This window comes from Aquisalimonas sp. APHAB1-3 (genome assembly GCF_048323695.1).
Lineage (GTDB): Bacteria > Pseudomonadota > Gammaproteobacteria > Nitrococcales > Aquisalimonadaceae > Aquisalimonas.
In genome coordinates, this window is record NZ_JBLWFT010000010.1 from 22,819 (window position 1) to 41,273 (window position 18,455).

14 protein-coding genes are annotated in these 18,455 nt (G+C 66.5%); 4 read left to right on the forward strand and 10 right to left on the reverse strand.

The window, feature by feature from the left end; genetic code table 11:
* Positions 1-66: 66 nt before the first annotated feature.
* Complete coding sequence (locus ACNSTU_RS13675) at positions 67-2,067, forward strand: TRAP transporter permease (protein WP_418212493.1); 2,001 nt, start codon at positions 67-69, stop codon at positions 2,065-2,067.
* Between the two features lie 87 nt (positions 2,068-2,154).
* Here the strand turns inward: ACNSTU_RS13675 and ACNSTU_RS13680 are convergent, their stop codons facing one another.
* From ACNSTU_RS13680 to ACNSTU_RS13710, 7 genes are all read right to left on the reverse strand, one after another.
* Positions 2,155-2,988, reverse strand: a complete 834-nt coding sequence (locus ACNSTU_RS13680) for an alpha/beta hydrolase (RefSeq protein WP_418212494.1) — start codon at positions 2,986-2,988, stop codon at positions 2,155-2,157.
* Positions 2,989-3,047: 59 nt separating this feature from the next.
* On the reverse strand, positions 3,048-4,649 hold the full coding sequence (locus ACNSTU_RS13685) for an alpha/beta fold hydrolase (RefSeq protein WP_418212495.1): 1,602 nt from the start codon (positions 4,647-4,649) through the stop codon (positions 3,048-3,050).
* A gap of 13 nt (positions 4,650-4,662) precedes the next feature.
* A complete protein-coding gene (locus tag ACNSTU_RS13690) occupies positions 4,663-5,520 on the reverse strand; it encodes an alpha/beta fold hydrolase (RefSeq protein ID WP_418212496.1) in 858 nt (285 codons plus the stop codon).
* 142 nt (positions 5,521-5,662) lie between these two features.
* A complete protein-coding gene (locus ACNSTU_RS13695; protein ID WP_418212497.1) occupies positions 5,663-7,069 on the reverse strand; it encodes a hypothetical protein in 1,407 nt (468 codons plus the stop codon).
* 1 nt (position 7,070) lies between these two features.
* Positions 7,071-7,538, reverse strand: coding sequence for a PaaI family thioesterase (locus tag ACNSTU_RS13700; protein WP_418212498.1), 468 nt, complete (start codon positions 7,536-7,538; stop codon positions 7,071-7,073).
* 11 nt (positions 7,539-7,549) lie between these two features.
* The gene (locus tag ACNSTU_RS13705) at positions 7,550-9,133 is read right to left on the reverse strand and encodes a class I adenylate-forming enzyme family protein (RefSeq protein WP_418212499.1); all 1,584 of its coding nucleotides are present in this window, start codon (positions 9,131-9,133) and stop codon (positions 7,550-7,552) included.
* 61 nt (positions 9,134-9,194) lie between these two features.
* Positions 9,195-10,349, reverse strand: a complete 1,155-nt coding sequence (locus ACNSTU_RS13710; protein ID WP_418212500.1) for an acyl-CoA dehydrogenase family protein — start codon at positions 10,347-10,349, stop codon at positions 9,195-9,197.
* A 157-nt stretch (positions 10,350-10,506) separates the two neighbouring features.
* On the opposite strand from ACNSTU_RS13710, the gene ACNSTU_RS13715 reads away from it, so the two are divergent.
* From ACNSTU_RS13715 to ACNSTU_RS13725, 3 genes are all read left to right on the forward strand, one after another.
* Complete coding sequence (locus tag ACNSTU_RS13715) at positions 10,507-11,715, forward strand: 3-oxoadipyl-CoA thiolase (RefSeq protein ID WP_290635636.1); 1,209 nt, start codon at positions 10,507-10,509, stop codon at positions 11,713-11,715.
* Positions 11,716-11,797: 82 nt separating this feature from the next.
* Positions 11,798-12,976: an acyl-CoA dehydrogenase gene (locus ACNSTU_RS13720; protein ID WP_290635634.1), complete on the forward strand. Its 1,179-nt coding sequence runs from the start codon at positions 11,798-11,800 to the stop codon at positions 12,974-12,976.
* An 87-nt stretch (positions 12,977-13,063) separates the two neighbouring features.
* Positions 13,064-14,725, forward strand: a complete 1,662-nt coding sequence (locus ACNSTU_RS13725; protein ID WP_290635632.1) for an electron transfer flavoprotein-ubiquinone oxidoreductase — start codon at positions 13,064-13,066, stop codon at positions 14,723-14,725.
* Positions 14,726-14,883: 158 nt separating this feature from the next.
* On the opposite strand, the gene ACNSTU_RS13730 is transcribed toward ACNSTU_RS13725, so the two are convergent.
* The 3 genes from ACNSTU_RS13730 to ACNSTU_RS13740 all read right to left on the reverse strand — a co-directional run bounded on the left by ACNSTU_RS13730 (position 14,884) and on the right by ACNSTU_RS13740 (position 18,307).
* Positions 14,884-15,399: a PaaI family thioesterase gene (locus ACNSTU_RS13730; protein WP_290635630.1), complete on the reverse strand. Its 516-nt coding sequence runs from the start codon at positions 15,397-15,399 to the stop codon at positions 14,884-14,886.
* Between the two features lie 13 nt (positions 15,400-15,412).
* Positions 15,413-15,892: a hypothetical protein gene (locus ACNSTU_RS13735; protein ID WP_290635628.1), complete on the reverse strand. Its 480-nt coding sequence runs from the start codon at positions 15,890-15,892 to the stop codon at positions 15,413-15,415.
* Between the two features lie 93 nt (positions 15,893-15,985).
* Complete coding sequence (locus ACNSTU_RS13740) at positions 15,986-18,307, reverse strand: EAL domain-containing protein (protein ID WP_290635626.1); 2,322 nt, start codon at positions 18,305-18,307, stop codon at positions 15,986-15,988.
* Between the last annotated feature and the right edge of the window lie 148 nt (positions 18,308-18,455).

An 18,455-nucleotide genomic window follows, 5' to 3' on the forward strand; every position in this document is an offset into this window, starting at 1 on the left:
GGCACCCCGAGGTGTCCGCCACCTTGACTTCATCGCCTCGACCACACTGCACAGGGCACTTCGGCCATGAGCACTCCGAACGCCGCGACCAACCCTCCCGAGCCGGAACAGATCGCCGGCATCCGCACGCTTCACGGCCCCTGGGCGTGGCTGCCACGGCTGGCGGCGCTGATGCTGAGCCTCACGGCGCTGGATTACCTGCTCAACCTCGGCTACCTCTCGGTGATCACCCGGGTGGAAAGCCAGTTCTTCTACACGGTGGTGGCGCTGATGCTGCCGCTGGTCTACATCCTCTGGCCCATGTGGCCCGGCGCGAGCCGCACCCGCGTGCCCTGGTACGACGTGGTGCTGTTCCTGTTCGCCCTGGGGGTGTGCGGCTATTTTGTCTACAATGCCGAACAGATCCTCGACCGCGGGTGGGAGTACGCCGCCCCGGACCACGCCGTGGTCATGTCGTTCCTGTTCTGGGGGGTGATCCTGGAGGCCACCCGGCGCGCCGGCGGCCTGACCATCGCCATTATCGTGGCGCTCGCCAGCCTCTATCCCCTGGTGGCCGACACCATGCCCGGCCCCATCCAGGGGTTTCCGGCCAGCCCGACGGAGACGGCCATCTACCACGCCATGAGCCGCGAGAGCGTCATGGGCATCCCGCTGCAGGCATTCGCCAACCTGGTGATCGGGTTTCTGCTGTTCGGCGTGGCCCTGCAGCATACCGGCGGCGGCAAGTTCTTCATCAACCTCGCCTTCGGCCTGCTCGGCCACGTGCGCGGCGGCCCCGCCAAGGTGGCCATTTTCTCCAGCGGGCTGATGGGCTCCATGAGCGGCAGTGTCATCACCAACGTGATGACCACCGGCGTGCTCTCCATCCCGGCCATGCGGCGGGTCGGTTTCAGCCGCTCCTATGCCGGCGGTGTGGAGGCCTGCGCCTCCACCGGCGGCGTGCTGATGCCCCCGGTCATGGGCGCCACGGCGTTCATCATGGCCACGTTCCTGAATGTGCCCTACGCCCAGATCGCCCTGGCGGCGGCGGTGCCGTCGGTGCTCTATTTCCTGGGGCTGTTCATCCAGATCGACGCCTACGCCGCGCGCTACGGCCTCAAGGGTCTGCCGAAACCGGAGCTGCCGTCGCTGAAGCGCACCCTCAAGGAGGGGTGGTACTTCATCTTCGTGTTCGTGCTGCTGATCTGGATGCTCTTCTTCCTGCGCCGGGAGGCGATCGCACCTTTCTATGCCACGGCGCTGCTGCTGTTCATCAACCAGGTGCTGCCCTACCAGCGCTGGGGCTGGCAGGACGTGCTCAATTTCTTCTCGTCGGCGGCCAAGCTGTTCGCCGAACTGATCGCCATACTCGCGGGTGTGGGGCTGCTCATCGGTGCCCTGTCCATGACCGGGCTCTCGGGCACCATCGCCAACGACCTCATCTACCTGGCCGGCGGCAGCACACTGGTGCTGCTGCTCATGGGGGCTCTGACCAGCTTCATCATGGGCATCGGCATGACCGTGACCGCGGCCTACATCTTCCTGGCCGTCGCACTCGCCCCGGCGCTGATCCAGGGCGGCGGCATGAACCCCATGGCCGTGCACCTGTTCATTCTCTACTGGGGGATGCTCAGCTTCATCACGCCACCGGTGGCCCTTGGGGCCTTCGCCGCCGCCACCATCGCCGGCTCTCGCTCCATGGAGACCGGGCTGCAGGCCATGCGCCTGGGCAGCGTGATCTACTTCATTCCGTTCCTGTTCGTTCTCAACCCGGCGCTGATTCTCCAGGGCAGCCCCCAGGAGGTCATGCTGGTGCTGGCCCAGGCGCTGTTCGGCGTGCTGGTGATCGCCGGCGCCATGCAGGGATATCTGCTGTTCGTAGGGGATCTGTGCCGCAATGCCGTGCTGCAGTGGCCCATTCGGGGGATGCTGATCGTCGGCGGCATGGCTATCGCCGTGCCCGGCGGCGGGCCGGTGCCGTTAACCAACCTGGAGCTGTCATTCATCAGTGCCGGAATGCTGATCCCGGCGGCGATAATTGCATTCTGGACCAATCGAAACGTGCGGGTCCATCCGGAGAACCCGTGATCCGCGCGGGTTCGGACCCGGATTGCAGGCGAACGCCCGGCAGGTCGCTCGAGCCGGGCCGTGCGGTGTCGTGCGCGGGACGCACTCCTACGGTGCTGTAATCGCGGGCTCGGGTTGATCGCCCACGGCCTTCCGGAACCAGGCGTCCAGCTGGGACGCACACGCCTCCCAGCCGGGCTCGATCATGAACATATGACCGTGCCCCGGGAACTCGAGATACTCGGTGCCGTGATAGTCCGCGATCTCGCGGGCCATCTCCGGCACCGTGGTGCCGTCCTCAGTACCCACGACGGTAAGCAGGGGGCAGGTCACGCGGCTGAGGTCGGCGGCGATCTCGCCCTTAAGCACTTCCACGGCAACCCTGGCGGACTCGGGGGTAAGCCTCTGCCACAGCTCCCGGTGCTGCTCCGGATCGCACTGGTTGAACACCGATTTCGACGCCACCCGGAAGCCCGGCTTGATGGGCTTCTTGCGCAGCATGGCGGGAATGGATTTCAGGCCGTGAAGCGCGAACCACAGATTCATGGGCGGATTGCGGAACTTGACTCCGGCGACCGGGGCGGATGCAGCGAACACGGCAGCCTTCAGCGGCATCTCCTGAGCGAGCACCTGTGCGATGGCGCCGCCCATGGAGTGCCCGACCAGAATCACCTCACCGAGCTCATCGATGACACCGCGCACCTCGTCGACGTAATCCTGCAACGAGATCCGGCCGAGGTCCGGCAGCGTCGGATTCGGACCGTGGCCCCGGAGGTTCAATGCATCGCACTGGTAGCCGCGCTCGGCGAAGTAGCCCATGAACGGGTGCCAGTACCAGGAGCCGCCGCTGGAGCCGTGCACGAACAGGATGCGCGGCCCGTGCTCACCTGCATGGTCGACCGCAAGGCCGTTGATGGTGCGCTGCTGGATGGTCACTGCCATGATTCACCTTCGGTCCGACGTGCTGCCGGGGCCCGCTCGCAGACCCCGGCGTCGCGTTCTCACTGCTGGTTGCCGTACCAGAACCACTGGCCGTCGTCCTGGATGAGCATGGCCCCGGAGGGCAAGGACTGGCTGCCGAAATCCGTGCGGATTGCACCCTCGACAACCGCCTTGTCGCCGTCGCGTTCGAAGGCGGTGAGTTCGATTTCGTAACGGCTCAGCGCGGGGACGACCTGGGAGAGCATGGCACGCTGGTCGGAGCGGTCCCGCCCCTCGTCCCGATAGTCAGGGTGGTAATGCTCCATGATCGCGTCCATGTCGCCGGAGAGTACGGCCTCCTCATCACTCCGCACGAAGGCCTGCACGTCGTCGGGCAGCTCTACCGCGGGCTGCTCGTAGTCGCCGGGATCCTCGGTGCCGTCGATTGTGGCGCCGTAGGCAAACCGCACCACATCCGCGTTGAACGCTTCCGCCTCGTCCACGTGGATGAAGTGCGCGGCATCATCATAGAACTTCACCACCGGCGCAGCGCCCTGTTCGGAGAGCGCTTCCCAGGCGGGGCGAACCACATCCCAGCGCATATCCTCATTGCCGGTGGCGGCCGTTGTGGGCAACAACGGATCCCGCTCCCCCAGTGCCAAGAACACGGGGATGGTCAACTCGTCAAGGCGTTTCACCAGGCTGTCGGCATCGTCGCTGAGACCCTCGATACCCATGGTGTAGATATCGCGAACGAAAGCGATGATCCAGGCCTCGTACTCCTCCTGATTGCCGTCGATCATGCCGACCCGGGTTTCGGTGAGGAACTCGGAATCCTGGGTATCACGCAGGAAGAAGCCGACACTGGCCTCGCGTGTCTCGCCGGTATCCGGGTCCCGCTCACGGAAGGAGTAGAAATCACGAATGTCCTGCTCGGTCTTCGCCCACTCCTGCTCCAGGCGCCCGAGGGGCTCCCACACTGCCTGCCAGTGCTCGAAGTCGCGCTTGTACTCGGGATCCATCCACGGCAGCTCGCCGCCCGGCAGAGTCAGAACCCGCGGGTACTCCTCCAGGCCGGCCGGTGCCGCGAGGATCAAACGGTCCACCTGCTCCGGCCAGTCCAGCGCGTAGCCGAGCGCCCACTGAGCCCCCATGGAATGCCCCATGAAGGTGGCCCCCTGGATGCCGAGCCTGTCCGCCAGCAGCTCGTGAATCGCCTCGCGGGTGTCCTGCAGAGTGCGCGTGTACGTATCGGCGTCGAGATTGCCGGGGATGGACTTGCCATAGTGAGGGATGTCGAACGCAATCACCCGCAGCCCACGCTCGAGCGCATCACGCATCATCAGTGAGAAGCTCCCCGCGTCCGCACCCTTGCCATGCACCAGCACCAGCACGGGGGCGTCCTCCCGGGCGGCATCCCCACCGTACTCATCCATGTACGCGATCTCGTAGGCCATGCCCCGGGCGTCGGTGACGGTCTCGTAGTTCACGGGGAACGGGTAGACCACCTGATCCCGCCAGAAGCTCTCGGCCGGATCGCCAGGCTCCACACGCGGCGTCTCCATGTCGGAGACATCGAACCGTTCCGACGGCACGGGCGAGGTCTGGCATGCTCCCAGCAGGGCCGCCGCCCCCGCAGTGATCAGCAGCCGCCAGCGGAGTTGTTGGCATAAGTCCTTCATGGGGTGTGCTCCTTCAGTCACGATCCAGCGTCAGGAATTCCAGCAGGGAGGCAGCACATGCCTCCGGTGCCTCAACATTCATGGAATGACCGATCCCGTCGATGAGCTGCAACTCGCAGCCCGGCATGCACTCGGCCATTTCCTCCACATCCGCCAACGGAATCCAGGCATCCTCTCGACCGCGCACGATGCGGCGCGGATGCGTCAGCTCCGCCTGGCGCCTCCGCAACTGCCCGGACCGATACGTCTGATCCAGATGATAGGGGGTGCCAAGCCAGACACCGTCGCTCAGCACGCGGGTACGGCCGAGAAGGTGCTCGAACAGGGTACGCTGATCGGCACTGGTCTCGGCGCGGAATCGCGGCTGCCCACCAGAGCCGAGCGATTCAGGCTCGAACAGGCTGGATACGGCCGTGGCAAGGCCCATGCGGGCCACGTCCATGTCATCGCGCATGACACGGAATCCGTCCAGCTGCGACTGCGCGAACGGGAGCCCCATGGGTCCCACCGGCGAGAGACTGAAAATCCTGCCGAAACGCTCCGGCTCGGCGAGCAGCATATGGGTGGCAATGAGGTCACCCGTGGAATGGGTGAACAGATGGCAGCGACCGATCTCCAGGCGATCGAGCAGGGCCAGCATATCGGCGGCGTGGACCGCCATGCCGTAGTTGGCGTAATCGGGCGCCGGCTCGGGTTTGGGAGAGTCACCGCAGCCGCGCCAGTCGGGAGCGATCAGGCGGACGGAAGACGGCAGCTCGCGGGCGACCAGATCGACCCAATCGCCACAGCCGAGATTGCCATGAATGAAGAGAACCGGTGTAGTGCCGCCTCCCTGCTCACGGTAGTGCAGTGATATCGGTGCCGTCGTCACGGGGGCCACGCTCTGCCTCGCGGTGCTTGTTCTTGTGCCACGCTCTACAATGCAGAAAAGTGAACGACCTGTCACCCCCGGTTTCGCCATGGGCCGGGAGCACAGCCGGAAGATGCCCTCGCCGAGGGCGGTACCTCATCCATCAACCGATCACCCACCCCAGCACCAGAAGCCAGCCAGAGGCGAGCACCGCAGTGCCCACGGTAAACCATCCGTTCCAGCGGTAGCCCACAGTGGTGGCCGGCACGTCGGCGACCCGTGCGGTGATGAGCACCGAGGTGGTGAGAGGCGCCATGCCCACGGCCAGCGCCCAGCCGGTCATGACGCTGAGCGCCAGCAGCTCCGGGGCCAGGCCGAACACGGCGGGCTGACTCAGGGAGGTGAGCGCGATGGTGGCGGTAACAATGGGGTTGAGGCCCATCTGAGCGAACAGCAGCATGAGCAGCGTCACGGCCACCGCCACGGGTGGTCCGTACAGGCCGAGCGCCTGCAGGGTCTCGGCAAGCAGCGTCTCCGGCACCGCGGCGGCGATCATGGTGCCCATGATACCGGCGGCACACAGCACGGTGAGTTCGGCACGCAGGCCCGCGAACTGCTCCGGACTGCGCCGGCCTACACGGGCAGCCGTGAGCACCACGGACCGCCCCCAGCCGGCGCGCAGCCACTGCACCCACATCCAGAGAATGGCCGCAACCGGCGCGGCGATCATGATCGCCACGGGCAGGTCCACGTCCAGAAGCTCCTCGAGGGTCACGGCGCCTGCGAAGATGGCCAGCACCAGGGCCAGGAACCGGGCGATGGTTCCCAACGCACCGGGGACATGGTCGCGGTTTGCCATGGAGGCAAGCTGGCGCGGCGCGGTGGCCCGATCCACCACCCAGCCCACGGCCATCAGCAGGAACATGGTGAGCAGGCCGTAGGGAAGCACGTCCTGCCAGCGCAGGTCCGGCATGATGGAGAGAATCACCGCCAGCGTGATAGTGAGCGGCGAACCCAAGGGGCTGACGGCAAAACCGCGCAGCATGGCGGTGAACATGCGCTGGCGGCGCACCTGCTGGATCACGGCGTGGCCGCCGGCGGCGTCCAGGGTGTTGGCCTTGCGGATCATCACGCCAAGCAGGTTGAGCACGCCCATGTTCAGCACCACGCCGATGAGGTACGCCCCGAAACTCAGGGTGGCGTAGCGCTTGGCCGGCGGCTGGTTGATGAGCACGGCGCCGCAGCGGCGCACCAGCGGCGAGCTGTCCGCCGCCTCGCGCAGAAAGGAGAGACAGGCGAGGAAGGTGGCAAAGTAGATGGCGCGGTCCATGGCAAGCCAGAGGGCCTCGCCGGGACGGGCCATGAACCAGGGCAGTGCCACCACGGCTAGCCCGGCGACGCCGAAGAGCAGCTTCGCCACGCCGGGAAGCGCCGGCCATTGCCCCGTCAGATAGACCGCCAGCGCGGCCCCGGCGGTGATTGCCAGGGGCGCCCAGTCGGTGAGCTGATAGCCGATGGTGGCCAGCAGCACCACCGCAAGCCAGCCCCCGGACCGCCAGTGGCGGCCCATGTCAGCGGGAGCCGTCGGGCGCGCCGCCGCCCTCCTCGCCGGAGGGTGTACCACCGGAGCGCAGCCGGAAGGTACCCTCGCCGAGGGCGATCAGCTCGCCGCTCTCACTGAAGACCTCGCCGGTGGCCGCGTAGATACGCCGGCCGCCGGCCCGGCGGCTGCCAACGGCGCGAATGCGGCCGCTATTGACCTGGCCGGTGAAGCTCACGGTCAGCGACAGGGTAATGGCACCGCGCTGCTCGGCAGGGTCGTCGGTGTAGCAGCCGGCGAACCCGCAGACCGCATCCAGCAAAGTGGAGAGCACACCGCCGTGCAGCACGCCGCTGCGGTTCAGATGCTTGGGCTGGACGTCCAGCTCCAGCACCGCTCGATCCTTCTCCCACTCCACGAGCTGGTGCCCCATGAGGCCGTGGAAGCCTTCGGCGGTCTCGCCGGAGTGGTCAGTGTGTTGTGTGTTGTCGTCCGCCAAAACCGTGCTCCCTACACGTCGCCCGCCTGGATCATGTCGTTGAGTTTGCCCTTGAGGATCTTGCCGGTGGGCGTCGCCGGCAGCTGCTCCATGATCACCACTTCCGACGGCCGTTTGTAGGCGGCCAGCCGCTCGCCCGCGAACGCGCGGAGATCTTCGGCGGTGGCGCTGCTGCCCGGTACCAGTTGCACGTAGGCGACCACCTCCTCGTTGCCTTCCACCGCGCGCCCCACCACGGCGGAGAGGGTCACGTCGGGATGGGCGGTGAGCACGGCCTCGACGTCCGGCGGGTAGACATTGAACCCCGAACGGATGATCAGCTCCTTGCTGCGACCGACGATGTGCAGGTTGCCCTTGTCGTCGATGCGGGCCATGTCGCCCGTGTTGAGCCACCCTTCGGCGTCGATCACCTCGGCGGTGGCATCGGGACGACGATAGTAACCCTTCATCACAGTGGGTCCGTGCACCCACAGTTCGCCAACCGCCCCCTCGGGAACGGGTTGCCCGTCCGTGCCCTGCAGGCGGTAGCCCAGCAGCGGGAGCACCGGGCCACAGGAGGTGTCGTCCAGTGCGCCGTCCAGGCGCGTCTGGGAGATGGTGGGGGCGGCCTCGGTGAGACCGTAGCCGTTGTGGAGCTTGAGGTTGAACGCCTCCTCCACGCGCGCTTTCACCGCCGGATCCAGGGGCGCTCCGCCCACGGACATGTAGCGCAGTCTCGGCGCCTGCAGCGCCAGACCCTCCGTTTTCAGGTATTCCAGCAGCCGCTGGAACATGGCCGGCACGCCCTGAAGCACGGTGAGGCCATCGTCGGCCAGGGCCTTTGCCAGTGCCGCCGGGTCGAACCGCGCACTCAGCTGCAGGGTCCCGCCGGCGAACAGGGTGCCGAGAAACATGCTCGAGAGGCCGAAGACGTGGGAGATAGGCAGCACGCCATAGACGCGGTCTTCCTGCGCGAGGCCGCGCAGGCCGCCGGAGAGCGCGGCGACGGTGAGCATGTTGCGGTGGGTGAGCATCACGCCCTTGGGTGTGCCGGTGGTGCCCGAGGTGTAGATGAGTGTTGCCACCTGGCCGGCGCCGTCGGCCTCCACCGGCTCCGGTTCGGCCTCGCGCAGGGGGCTCAGGGCGAATTCGCCCAGCCGGGGCGAGTCAACGCGGGTGGCCTCGTAGCGATCGGCGAGCGCGCCCGCGGCATCGGGGGAGCCCTCGGTGGTGAATACCAGCCGCCGGGGCAGACAGCTCCCGGCAATGGTTTCGATCTCCTGGGGCGACAGCCGCGCACTCACCACGGCGCACCAGACGTCCATTTCGCTGGCGGCGAGGATGAACGCCACCAGCGCCCGGCAGTTCTCGTTGAGCACCATGATGCGGTCGCCGGAGCGCACGCCCGCCCCGCTCAGGTGCTCGCGGGCTTCGTCCACGGCGGCGGCCAGGTCGGCGTAGGTCCAGGCGGTATTGCCATCCACCACGGCCAGGGCGTCGGGGGTCTCCCGCGCCCAGGCCAGCGGGCGGTGGCTGATCCGCTGCGGCAGGTCAGCGAGTATCTCGCTGGCCCAGCGGCCACGGACCTGTTCGTCGGGCATGTGTCGTTGGGTCATGTTAATGATGGCTCCGGTGCATCGCGACTGACGTCGCTCCTACGGGGCATGTCGCCGGTGGTCACTCCTGGAGTTCCTTCGCCATGTTGCGGGCGATGACGATCTGCTGGATCTGGCTCGTGCCTTCGTACAGGCGGAACAGCCGCACGTCGCGGTAGAAGCGCTCCACCGGGTACTCGGAGATATAGCCGGCGCCACCGTGGATCTGCACGGCGCGGTCAGCCACGCGGCCCACCATCTCGGCGCAGAACAGCTTGCAACAGGACGCCTCGGTGCTGACCCGCTCGCCGTTGTCCTTCTTGCGCGCGGCCTCCATGACCATGGAGCGCCCGGCAAAGGCTTCGGCCTTGCTGTCGGCCAGCATGGCCTGGATGAGCTGGTGCTCGGAGAGGTGCTTGCCGAACTGCTTGCGCTCGGTGGCGAAGCGCAGCGCCTCGTCGATCAGCCGCTCGGCCACTCCGACACACACGGCGGAGATGTGCAGCCGCCCCCGGTCGAGCACCTTCATGGCGGTCTTGAAGCCCTGCCCTTCCTTGCCCCCGATCAGAGCGCTGGCCGGCACGCGGGCGTCCTCGAAGATGACGTCGCAGGTGTGCGAGCCGCTCTGGCCCATCTTCTTGTCCGGCTTACCCAGGGAGATGCCAGGCGTATTGGCATCCACCAGGAAGGCGGAGACGCCCGCGGCGCCCTTTTCGTCCGGGTTGGTGCGCGCCATAAGCGTGAACACGCTGGCATACGGGGCATTGGTGATGTAGCGCTTGGTGCCGTTGATGATGTACTCATCGCCGTCACGCACCGCGGAAGTCTTCACCGAGCCCGCGTCGGAGCCCACGTCCGGCTCGGTCAGTGCGAACGAGCCGATGATCTCGCCGGTGGCCATGCGCGGCAGGTACCGCTCCTTCTGCTCGTCGGTGCCATCCATGATGATGCCCTGGGAGCCGATGCCGTTGTTGGTGCCCATGATGGAGCGGAACGCGGGCGAGGTATGGCCGAGCTCGAAGGCCACCAGTGCCTCTTCTTCCATGGTCAGGCCGAGACCGCCGTGCTCTTCGGGGATGGACAGCCCGAACAGGCCGAGCTCCTTCATCTCCTGGACGATCTCGTCGGGGATGCGATCGTTCTCAGCCACCTCCTGCTCACGGGGCACCAGCCGCTCGCGAACAAAGCGGCCGACGGTATCAAGGAGCGAACTCAACGTCTCCTGATCTCTGATCATGGGGTTATCCTCTTTACGACATGCGGGAGGCGGGACGCGCGGCCCGGGAATTTGCATTGAAATCTGGCACGAACTATTCTCTTGGTCAAGTTTTTGAAACAGAATTTCGCCTAGCGAAATCACCTGACAAACGCCCCCTGGCGGGCAGGAGAACGACATGCTCGACGCCTACGTCTACGACGGTATCCGCACACCGATCGGCCGCCATGCCGGCGCCCTGGCCCCGGTGCGGCCGGACGACCTCCTAGCCCACTGCATCCGCCACGTGGTGGAGCGGAACAGCTTCGATCCTGCCATTATCGAGGACGTGGTCGCCGGTTGCACCAACCAGGCCGGGGAAGACGCCCGCAACCTGGCCCGCCACGCAGGGCTGCTGGCCGGGCTGCCCATCGAAGTGGCCGGGCAGACGGTGAACCGCCTGTGCGGTTCGGGCCTGGCTGCTTCCCTGGACGCCGCCCGCGCCGCCAGCGCCGGCGAAGGGCAGCTGTTCATCGCCGGCGGCTCCGAGAGCATGAGCCGGGCACCGTTCGTCATGGCCAAGGCAGAGACGGCTTACAGCCGCGACATGAAGGTGTTCGACTCCACCATCGGCGCCCGCTTCCCGAACCCGAAGATCCTCAAGCAGTTCGGCGGTGACACCATGCCGGAGACGGCCGACAACGTGGCCGCCGACCTGGACATCACCCGGGAGCGGGCCGATGCATTCGCGGCCTGGTCCCAGGAAAAGTACGCGCGCGCGAAGGAGGCCGGCTTCTACGAGCAGGAGCTTCTGCCGGTCGATGTGCCCACCGGGCGCAAGACGCCGCCGGTAACCGTCGCCGAGGACGAGCACCCGCGCGCGGGCAGCACCGCCGAAAAGCTGGCAAAATTGCCCACACTGTTCGAGGGCGGCGTGGTCACCGCCGGTAACGCCTCCGGGATCAACGACGGCGCCGCCGCCATGCTGATCGGCAATCGGGCCGCCGGCGAGCAGGCCGGAGTGAAACCCCGCGCCCGCATTCTCTCGGGCGCCGTAGCCGGCGTGGAGCCGCGCACCATGGGGCTCGGCCCCGTGCCCGCATCGCGCAAGGCGCTGGAGCGCGCCGGCATTGGCCTGGACGATCTGGACGTGATCGAGCTCAACGAGGCATTCGCCTCGCAGGTGCTCGGCTGCACGCAGCTGCTCGGGATCGCCGACGACGATCCCCGGCTCAATCCCAACGGGGGCGCCATCGCCATTGGCCACCCGCTGGGCTGCTCCGGAGCGCGCCTGTTGCTGACCGCCATCCGGCAGCTGGAGGCCATCCAGGGGCGTTATGCACTGGTTACCATGTGCATTGGTGTGGGGCAGGGAGTTGCCGCCATCGTGGAACGCGTCGACGGATGAACGCGGCGCATTGAACAACAATCCGGCCCGCCGGCGATGATGCCGCTGCGGGCCGCTCGACCATCGACTGCGGAGATTCTCCATGACCAACCGATTCCACTGGAACGACGCGCTGCTTCTCGACGGCCAGCTTGCCGATGAAGAGCGCATGGTGCGTGACTCGGCCCACGACTACTGTCAGGAACAGCTGTTCCCGCGGGTGCTCGAGGCCAATCGGCACGAGCGCTTCGACCGCGAGATCATGACCGAAATGGGCGAGTTGGGCTTTCTCGGCCCCACCATCCCGGAAGAGTACGGCGGTGCCGGCGTCAATCACGTGAGCTATGGCCTGATCGCCCGGGAAGTGGAACGGGTTGACTCCGGCTACCGTTCCGCCATGAGCGTGCAGTCGTCGCTGGTGATGCACCCGATCTACAGCTACGGCAGCGAGGAACAGCGGAAGAAGTATCTGCCGAAGCTGGCCACCGGCGAATGGGTGGGCTGCTTCGGCCTCACCGAGCCGGACGCCGGCTCCGACCCGGGCGGCATGAAAACCCACGCCAAGGCGGTCGACGGCGGCTACAAGCTCTCCGGCTCCAAGACCTGGATCACCAACTCCCCCATCGCCGACGTCTTCGTCGTGTGGGCGAAGCTCGACGGCAAGATCCGCGGCTTCATTCTCGAAAAGGGCATGACCGGCCTGTCCGCGCCCAAGCTGGAAGGCAAGTTCTCCCTGCGCGCCTCCATCACGGGCCAGATCGTCATGGACGAGGTGTTCGTGCCGGAGGAGAACCTGCTGCCCAACGTGGAAGGACTCAAGGGGCCGTTCGGCTGCCTGAACAAGGCCCGCTACGGCATCAGCTGGGGTGCCATGGGTGCGGCGGAGTTCTGCATGCATCAGGCCCGTCAGTACACCCTCGACCGCAAGCAGTTCGGTCGGCCGCTGGCCGCCACCCAGCTCATCCAGAAGAAGCTGGCGGACATGCTCACCGAGGTCACCATCGGCCTGCAGGGCTCCCTGCAGCTCGGCCGCCTCATGGACTCGGGCAACTGGGCGCCGGAGATGATCTCCCTGCTCAAGCGCAACAACTGCGGCAAGGCGCTGGACATTGCGCGCACCGCCCGGGACATGCACGGTGGCAATGGCATCTCCGATGAGTACCATGTGATCCGTCACGTGATGAATCTGGAAGCGGTGAACACCTACGAGGGCACCCACGACGTCCACGCCCTCATCCTGGGCCGGTCGATCACCGGCATTCAGGCGTTCACCGGCGAATAACACACGGCCCGGCGACGACCGGGCGCGTGAGGTGCCCGGGCCACCACTGGTGCGCCCGGGCGTCTCATGACACCAGGAGGCATTAGAATGGCAGAGCACGAGGCCGTAGAACGCGAAAGCATGGAATTCGACGTCCTGATCGTCGGCGCCGGGCCCGCGGGACTGTCCGCGGCGATCCGGCTGCGGCAGCTGGCCGAAGAGGCCGGCAAGGACGACTTCGCCGTGTGCGTCGTGGAAAAGGGCTCGGAAGTGGGTGCGCACATCCTCTCCGGTGCTGTGATCGAACCGCGCGCGCTGAACGAACTGATCCCCGACTGGAAGGACAAGGGCGCGCCGCTGAACACGCCGGCCGGCGACGACAGCTTCCTGCTCCTCACCGAGAGTAAGTCGTACAAGCTGCCCACACCGCCGCAGATGCACAACCACGGCAACTACATCGTCAGCCTGGGCAATGTCTGCCGCTGGCTCGCCGAGCAGGCCGAAGGCGCGGGCGCTGAAATCTACCCCGGCTTCGCCGCCGCCGAAGTGCTCTACAACGAGGACTGCTCGGTCAAGGGCGTGGCCACGGGCGACATGGGCATACAGGCCGACGGCACCCCGGGCCCCAACTACGAGCCTGGCGTCGAGCTGCACGCCAAACAGACCTTCTTCGCCGAGGGCTGCCGTGGCTCCGCCAGCAAGGAAGTGATCGGCCGCTTCGAGCTGAACAAGGATTCCGACCCGCAGACCTACGGCATCGGCATCAAGGAACTGTGGGAGATTCCGGCGGAGCAGCATGAGCAGGGCAAGGTGGTGCACTCCGTCGGCTGGCCCGTGGACAGCAAGACCTACGGCGGCGCCTGGATGTACCACCTGGAGGATAACCTGGTCTCCATCGGCTACGTCATCGGCCTGGACTACAAGAACCCCTACCTCTCGCCCTTCGACGAGATGCAGCGGCTGAAGACCCACCCGGCGTTCCGCAAGTACCTGGAAGGTGGCCGGCGCGTGTCCTACGGCGCCCGCGCCCTGGTGGAAGGCGGTTTCCAGTCCATGCCGAAGGTGCACTTCCCCGGCGGCGTGCTGATCGGTGACTCCGCCGGTTTCCTGAACGTGCCCAAGATCAAGGGCACCCACAATGCCATGAAGTCCGGCATGGTGGCCGCCGAGGCGGCGTTCAAGGCGTTGCAGGAAAAGGACGAACCGGGGCTTGAGGTCACCGGCTACCTGGACGGCCTGAAAGCCTCTTGGATCTGGGACGAACTCTACCGCGTGCGCAACATCCGCCCGGCCATGGCCAAGTGGGGCCTGTGGGGCGGCATGGCTTACTCCGCCATCGACACCTATCTGTTCCGGGGCAAGGCGCCGTGGACCCTGCCGAACCACGCCGATCACGAGCAGATTCGGCCGAAGACGGAGTTCCGGCCCATCGAGTACCCGAAGCCGGACGGCAAGCTGACCTTCGACAAGCTCTCGTCGGTGTTCATCTCCAACACCAACCACGAAGAGGACCAGCCGGCCCACCTGACTCTCAAGGACCAGAGCGTGCCGGTGGAGATCAACCTCGAGACCTACGACGCACCGGAGCAGCGCTACTGCCCCGCCGGCGTTTACGAGATCGTCCGGGACGACGACGGCTCCAACCCGCGGCTGCAGATCAACGCGCAGAACTGCGTGCACTGCAAGACCTGCGACATCAAGGATCCGACCCAGAACATCCACTGGGTGGTGCCGCAGGGCGGTGACGGGCCGAATTACCCGAACATGTAGTTCGGGATGGGTGATGGTGGGCGTAAACATCCACCCTACGCGTGCCGACCGTGATGGGCGCGTAGGGTCGACGTTTACGTCCACCGTCACCAACCCTCCAGCACAAGGCGTCGTCGGACGTAGGGTGGACCTTCAGGTCCACCATCCATTCCCGACATTCACCGCCGGAAGCTGCGCCCCAGGGGCACCGGGCCGTTGCGCATGAACGCGCTCACGCTCGTGGCGACCGGGTCATCCGGATCATCGTCGTAGGCAACACACCGCACGAACGCAATGTGCCGAGTGACGTGGTAACACTCCGCGCGCGCCTCCACGTCCTTGCCCGCCGCTGCCGGGCGCAGGTGGTCGATGCGGAGGTCCAGGGTTGCCACAAGCTGCGGCGGGGAACGGCTGAAGAAGGCTGCAGCGCCGCTGGTCTGATCGATCAGGGTCGTGAGCACGCCACCGTGCAGATGCCCGTTGTACGGATTGCCCACGAGTTCGTCACGGTATCCGACCCCGGCGGTGAACGATCGCCTTCCGACGCGCGTGACCCGCAGACCCATGCGCCGACTGTGGGGAATGGAGTTGAAGAAGCGCCGGCCGAAATACCGGCGCGCGGCGGGCACGCTGAAGATCACCCCCCAGATGACGCTTGCCAGAGATCGACGCACCACTCGGAGCCTTCGTGCCACTGGCTTGTCTCCTTCAGGCGCAGTCGGCGAGTTCACGGAGGCGCTGCGCCGCATCTCGGGCAATCCGCCGCTCACCCGTCTGGCACCGGCTGACCACGTCCTCCAGCAGCACCGGGTCGTTCATGAGCGCCACGGCTCGGCGACGCAGGCGGACCACCGAATCATTGAGGGCGACTTCCATCAGCACGCGGTCACTGCCCAGGCGCTCCACCGCCTCCCGGCGCAGGCATTCCTCGCGGGCGCTGCGCGCCACGTAGGCGAGCACGGCCGTGTCGGTGCAGTCCCGCACCGCCGCCACGCGCGTCTCCAGCCGCAGGCTGGCATTGCCGCCTACCAATAGCGCGCGGTAGCGCGCATCGGCGCGCTGGCGTACGGTCCGATCCCGGGCATATCGCCGCAGCCGGTCGAGCCTGGGCAGGTCGTCGCAGGTATTGAGGCGGTCGTCCTGATGATCGCTGCGTGCGGAAAACCGGGCCTTAAGGCTCTGAAACATGAACATCCCCCGCTCCATCACCCACATCACGCCTCTCCGCCAATCCGTGGGTGCGGTGATGCTAACGCAACATGCAAGATCGTGTCGCGGAGGTTACAAAAACTCGGGGCGATGAACTGCGTACCCCTGCGCATAATCAACACCGAGCGCACGCACCTGCTCAAGCACCTGCTCCGACTCCACGAACTCGGCCACGGTGAGCATACCGATGGTGTGCCCCACCTGGTTGATGCAGCGGACCATGCTCTGATCCACGGAGTCGCTGGCCAGGTCACGCACGAACTGCCCGTCCACCTTCAGGTAATCTGCTTTCAGGGCGCGCAGGTAGCCGAACGAGGACAGCCCGCTGCCAAAGTCGTCCAGGGAGAAGCGACAACCGTGCTCGGCGAGCGCGGCGATGAACTCCTGGGCCCGCGCCAGGTTGCTGATCACGGCGGTCTCGGTGATCTCGAAGCACACCCGCGAGGCGTCCACCCCGGTCTCCCGCAACGTTTCCAGAACGAAGCCGAGAAACGTCGGGTCGTTCAGGGATTGTCCGGAAAGATTGATGGCGAACTGGTCCACGTTCCGCAGAGCGGGCGGCGGATCATTGATCACGTCCACAGCAAGCGCCACGACGCGGCGGTCCAGCGCCGGCATCATGCCGAACAGCTCGGCAGCGGGCAGGAACTGGCCCGGGCTCACGATGCCGCCCTCTTCATCCACCATGCTGACCAGCAGCTCGACCTTCTCCGGCAGGTCCGGCTGCAGGGCCAGTAGGCGCTGGAAGCGCAGACAGAACCGGCTGTCGTCCAACGCGGCCTGGACCCGGGTGGCCCACTCCACCTGGCTATTCCGAGTCGCCAGCGCCACATCGTCCGGATAGGCGATATGGAGCTGATTTGGCCCCTGCTCCTTGGCGACATAGCAGGCGGCATCGGCGGCGGCGAGCAGCGTGCCGGCCGGCTCGCCGCGAGCGGCCGGCACGACCCCCGCGCTGGCACCGGGATTGAAGATGCGACCGCCCCAGGCAAAGCGGAAACCGGCGATGTGATCACGGATCGCCCCTGCCAGGGCGGTGGCCTCATCCAGGGAAGTATCCCGCAGCAGCACGGCGAACTCGTCACTACCCACCCTGGCCAGCAGGTCACCCTGGCGCAGGAACGCCACCATCTGTTCCGCCACTTGCCGAAGCAGCTCATCGCCGGCGCTGTGCCCGCAGGAGTCGTTCACAAGCTTGAAGCGGTCCAGATCAAACCAGCACACCACTGGCACCCCGCTGCTCCGGCGATTGAGCTCCGCGTCCAGGTGCGTTTCGAATTCACCACGGTTCGGCAGTCCGGTCAGGCTGTCGAACCGTTTCTGGTGGCGGACCTGGCGCGCCATGCCCCGCAGTTCCGTGACGTCGCGGATGACGGCCACCAGCCCGCGGGTTTCACCCGGCTCTTCCTGGATGGGGGAGACACCCACCTGGACCACCCGTTCGTCACCGCGGCGGCCCGCATGGAGATAGGCGTCACCGGACCGGTGCACTGGCGTGCCGCGCGCGAGGCATGTCTCCACGAGCACATCCAGTGAATGCCCTGGGGATTCATCCGTCAATGCCACCACATCCTGCAGGCGCCGGCCGGCCGCCTCACAGGACGACCAGCCGGTGAGCGACTCGGCGGCGGCGTTCATGTAGTCGATGGCGCCCCCGCCGTCAGTGGTAATCACGGCATCACCGATGGACGCGAGGGTGTACTGGAAGCGCCGTTTCTCAGCCCCCAGCCCTTCGGCCAGGTGCTGTGTCTCGTGACGCCGGCTGACGCTTCGACGAAGATGGCGGCTGCTCTCCACCGCGCTCAGCAGCATGAATGTCGCGGCGAGCCCGAGGGCCGCGATCATGGCGGGGTGACCATCCGGATGCCAAATCAGCCAGGCGCTCACGGCCACCACAATGGGAACCACGTAAGCCCAGTACACCGGGGGATACAGGCCGACGAGCGAGACGATACCGGTAACAAAGAGACCGAGCACCAGCCCCGCCAGCAGCGCCAGCGGCAGCGACCCGTCACCGGCCCCGATGAAAAGCAGCAATGGCGCCCACGCCAGCCCCTGCAACCCGCTGCCGACCACGCTCACCCGGGCCCAGAACCGCAGGGCCCCAGCCCCGTGGACCCGACGCCGCACCACGGCGAAGACCAGCAGCCGCAGGGCACCGATGACCCAAACGGCACCGAGCCAGGCCAGCAACCAGTGATGCGGCACGGCACCGTAAAAGGCTGGCGCCATGGCCGTAGCCACAACCAGGGTGACCAGAACACCGCGATGGCCGACCTGGTGGAAACGGCGGATGCGCTGCAGAAGCTCGGCGCCCGGTTCCCGGGTTGCCGTCGGACTGTACCAGGGCGATTCGGCGGTGGTCCCTTGGGTTGCTTCCGGGGATGCCGTCATACTGGATCCCTGCACCGGTTGGGTGTGACTCCACGTGGTGGACGCTCAGCCCGCCAGCGGCGCAGAAAGCCTCCCTCTGTCGTTGTCGTTATGGGGGTTCTGGCCGTCGCGGACCAGCCCAGTGGTGTGACGGTTGTATCCTTTATGG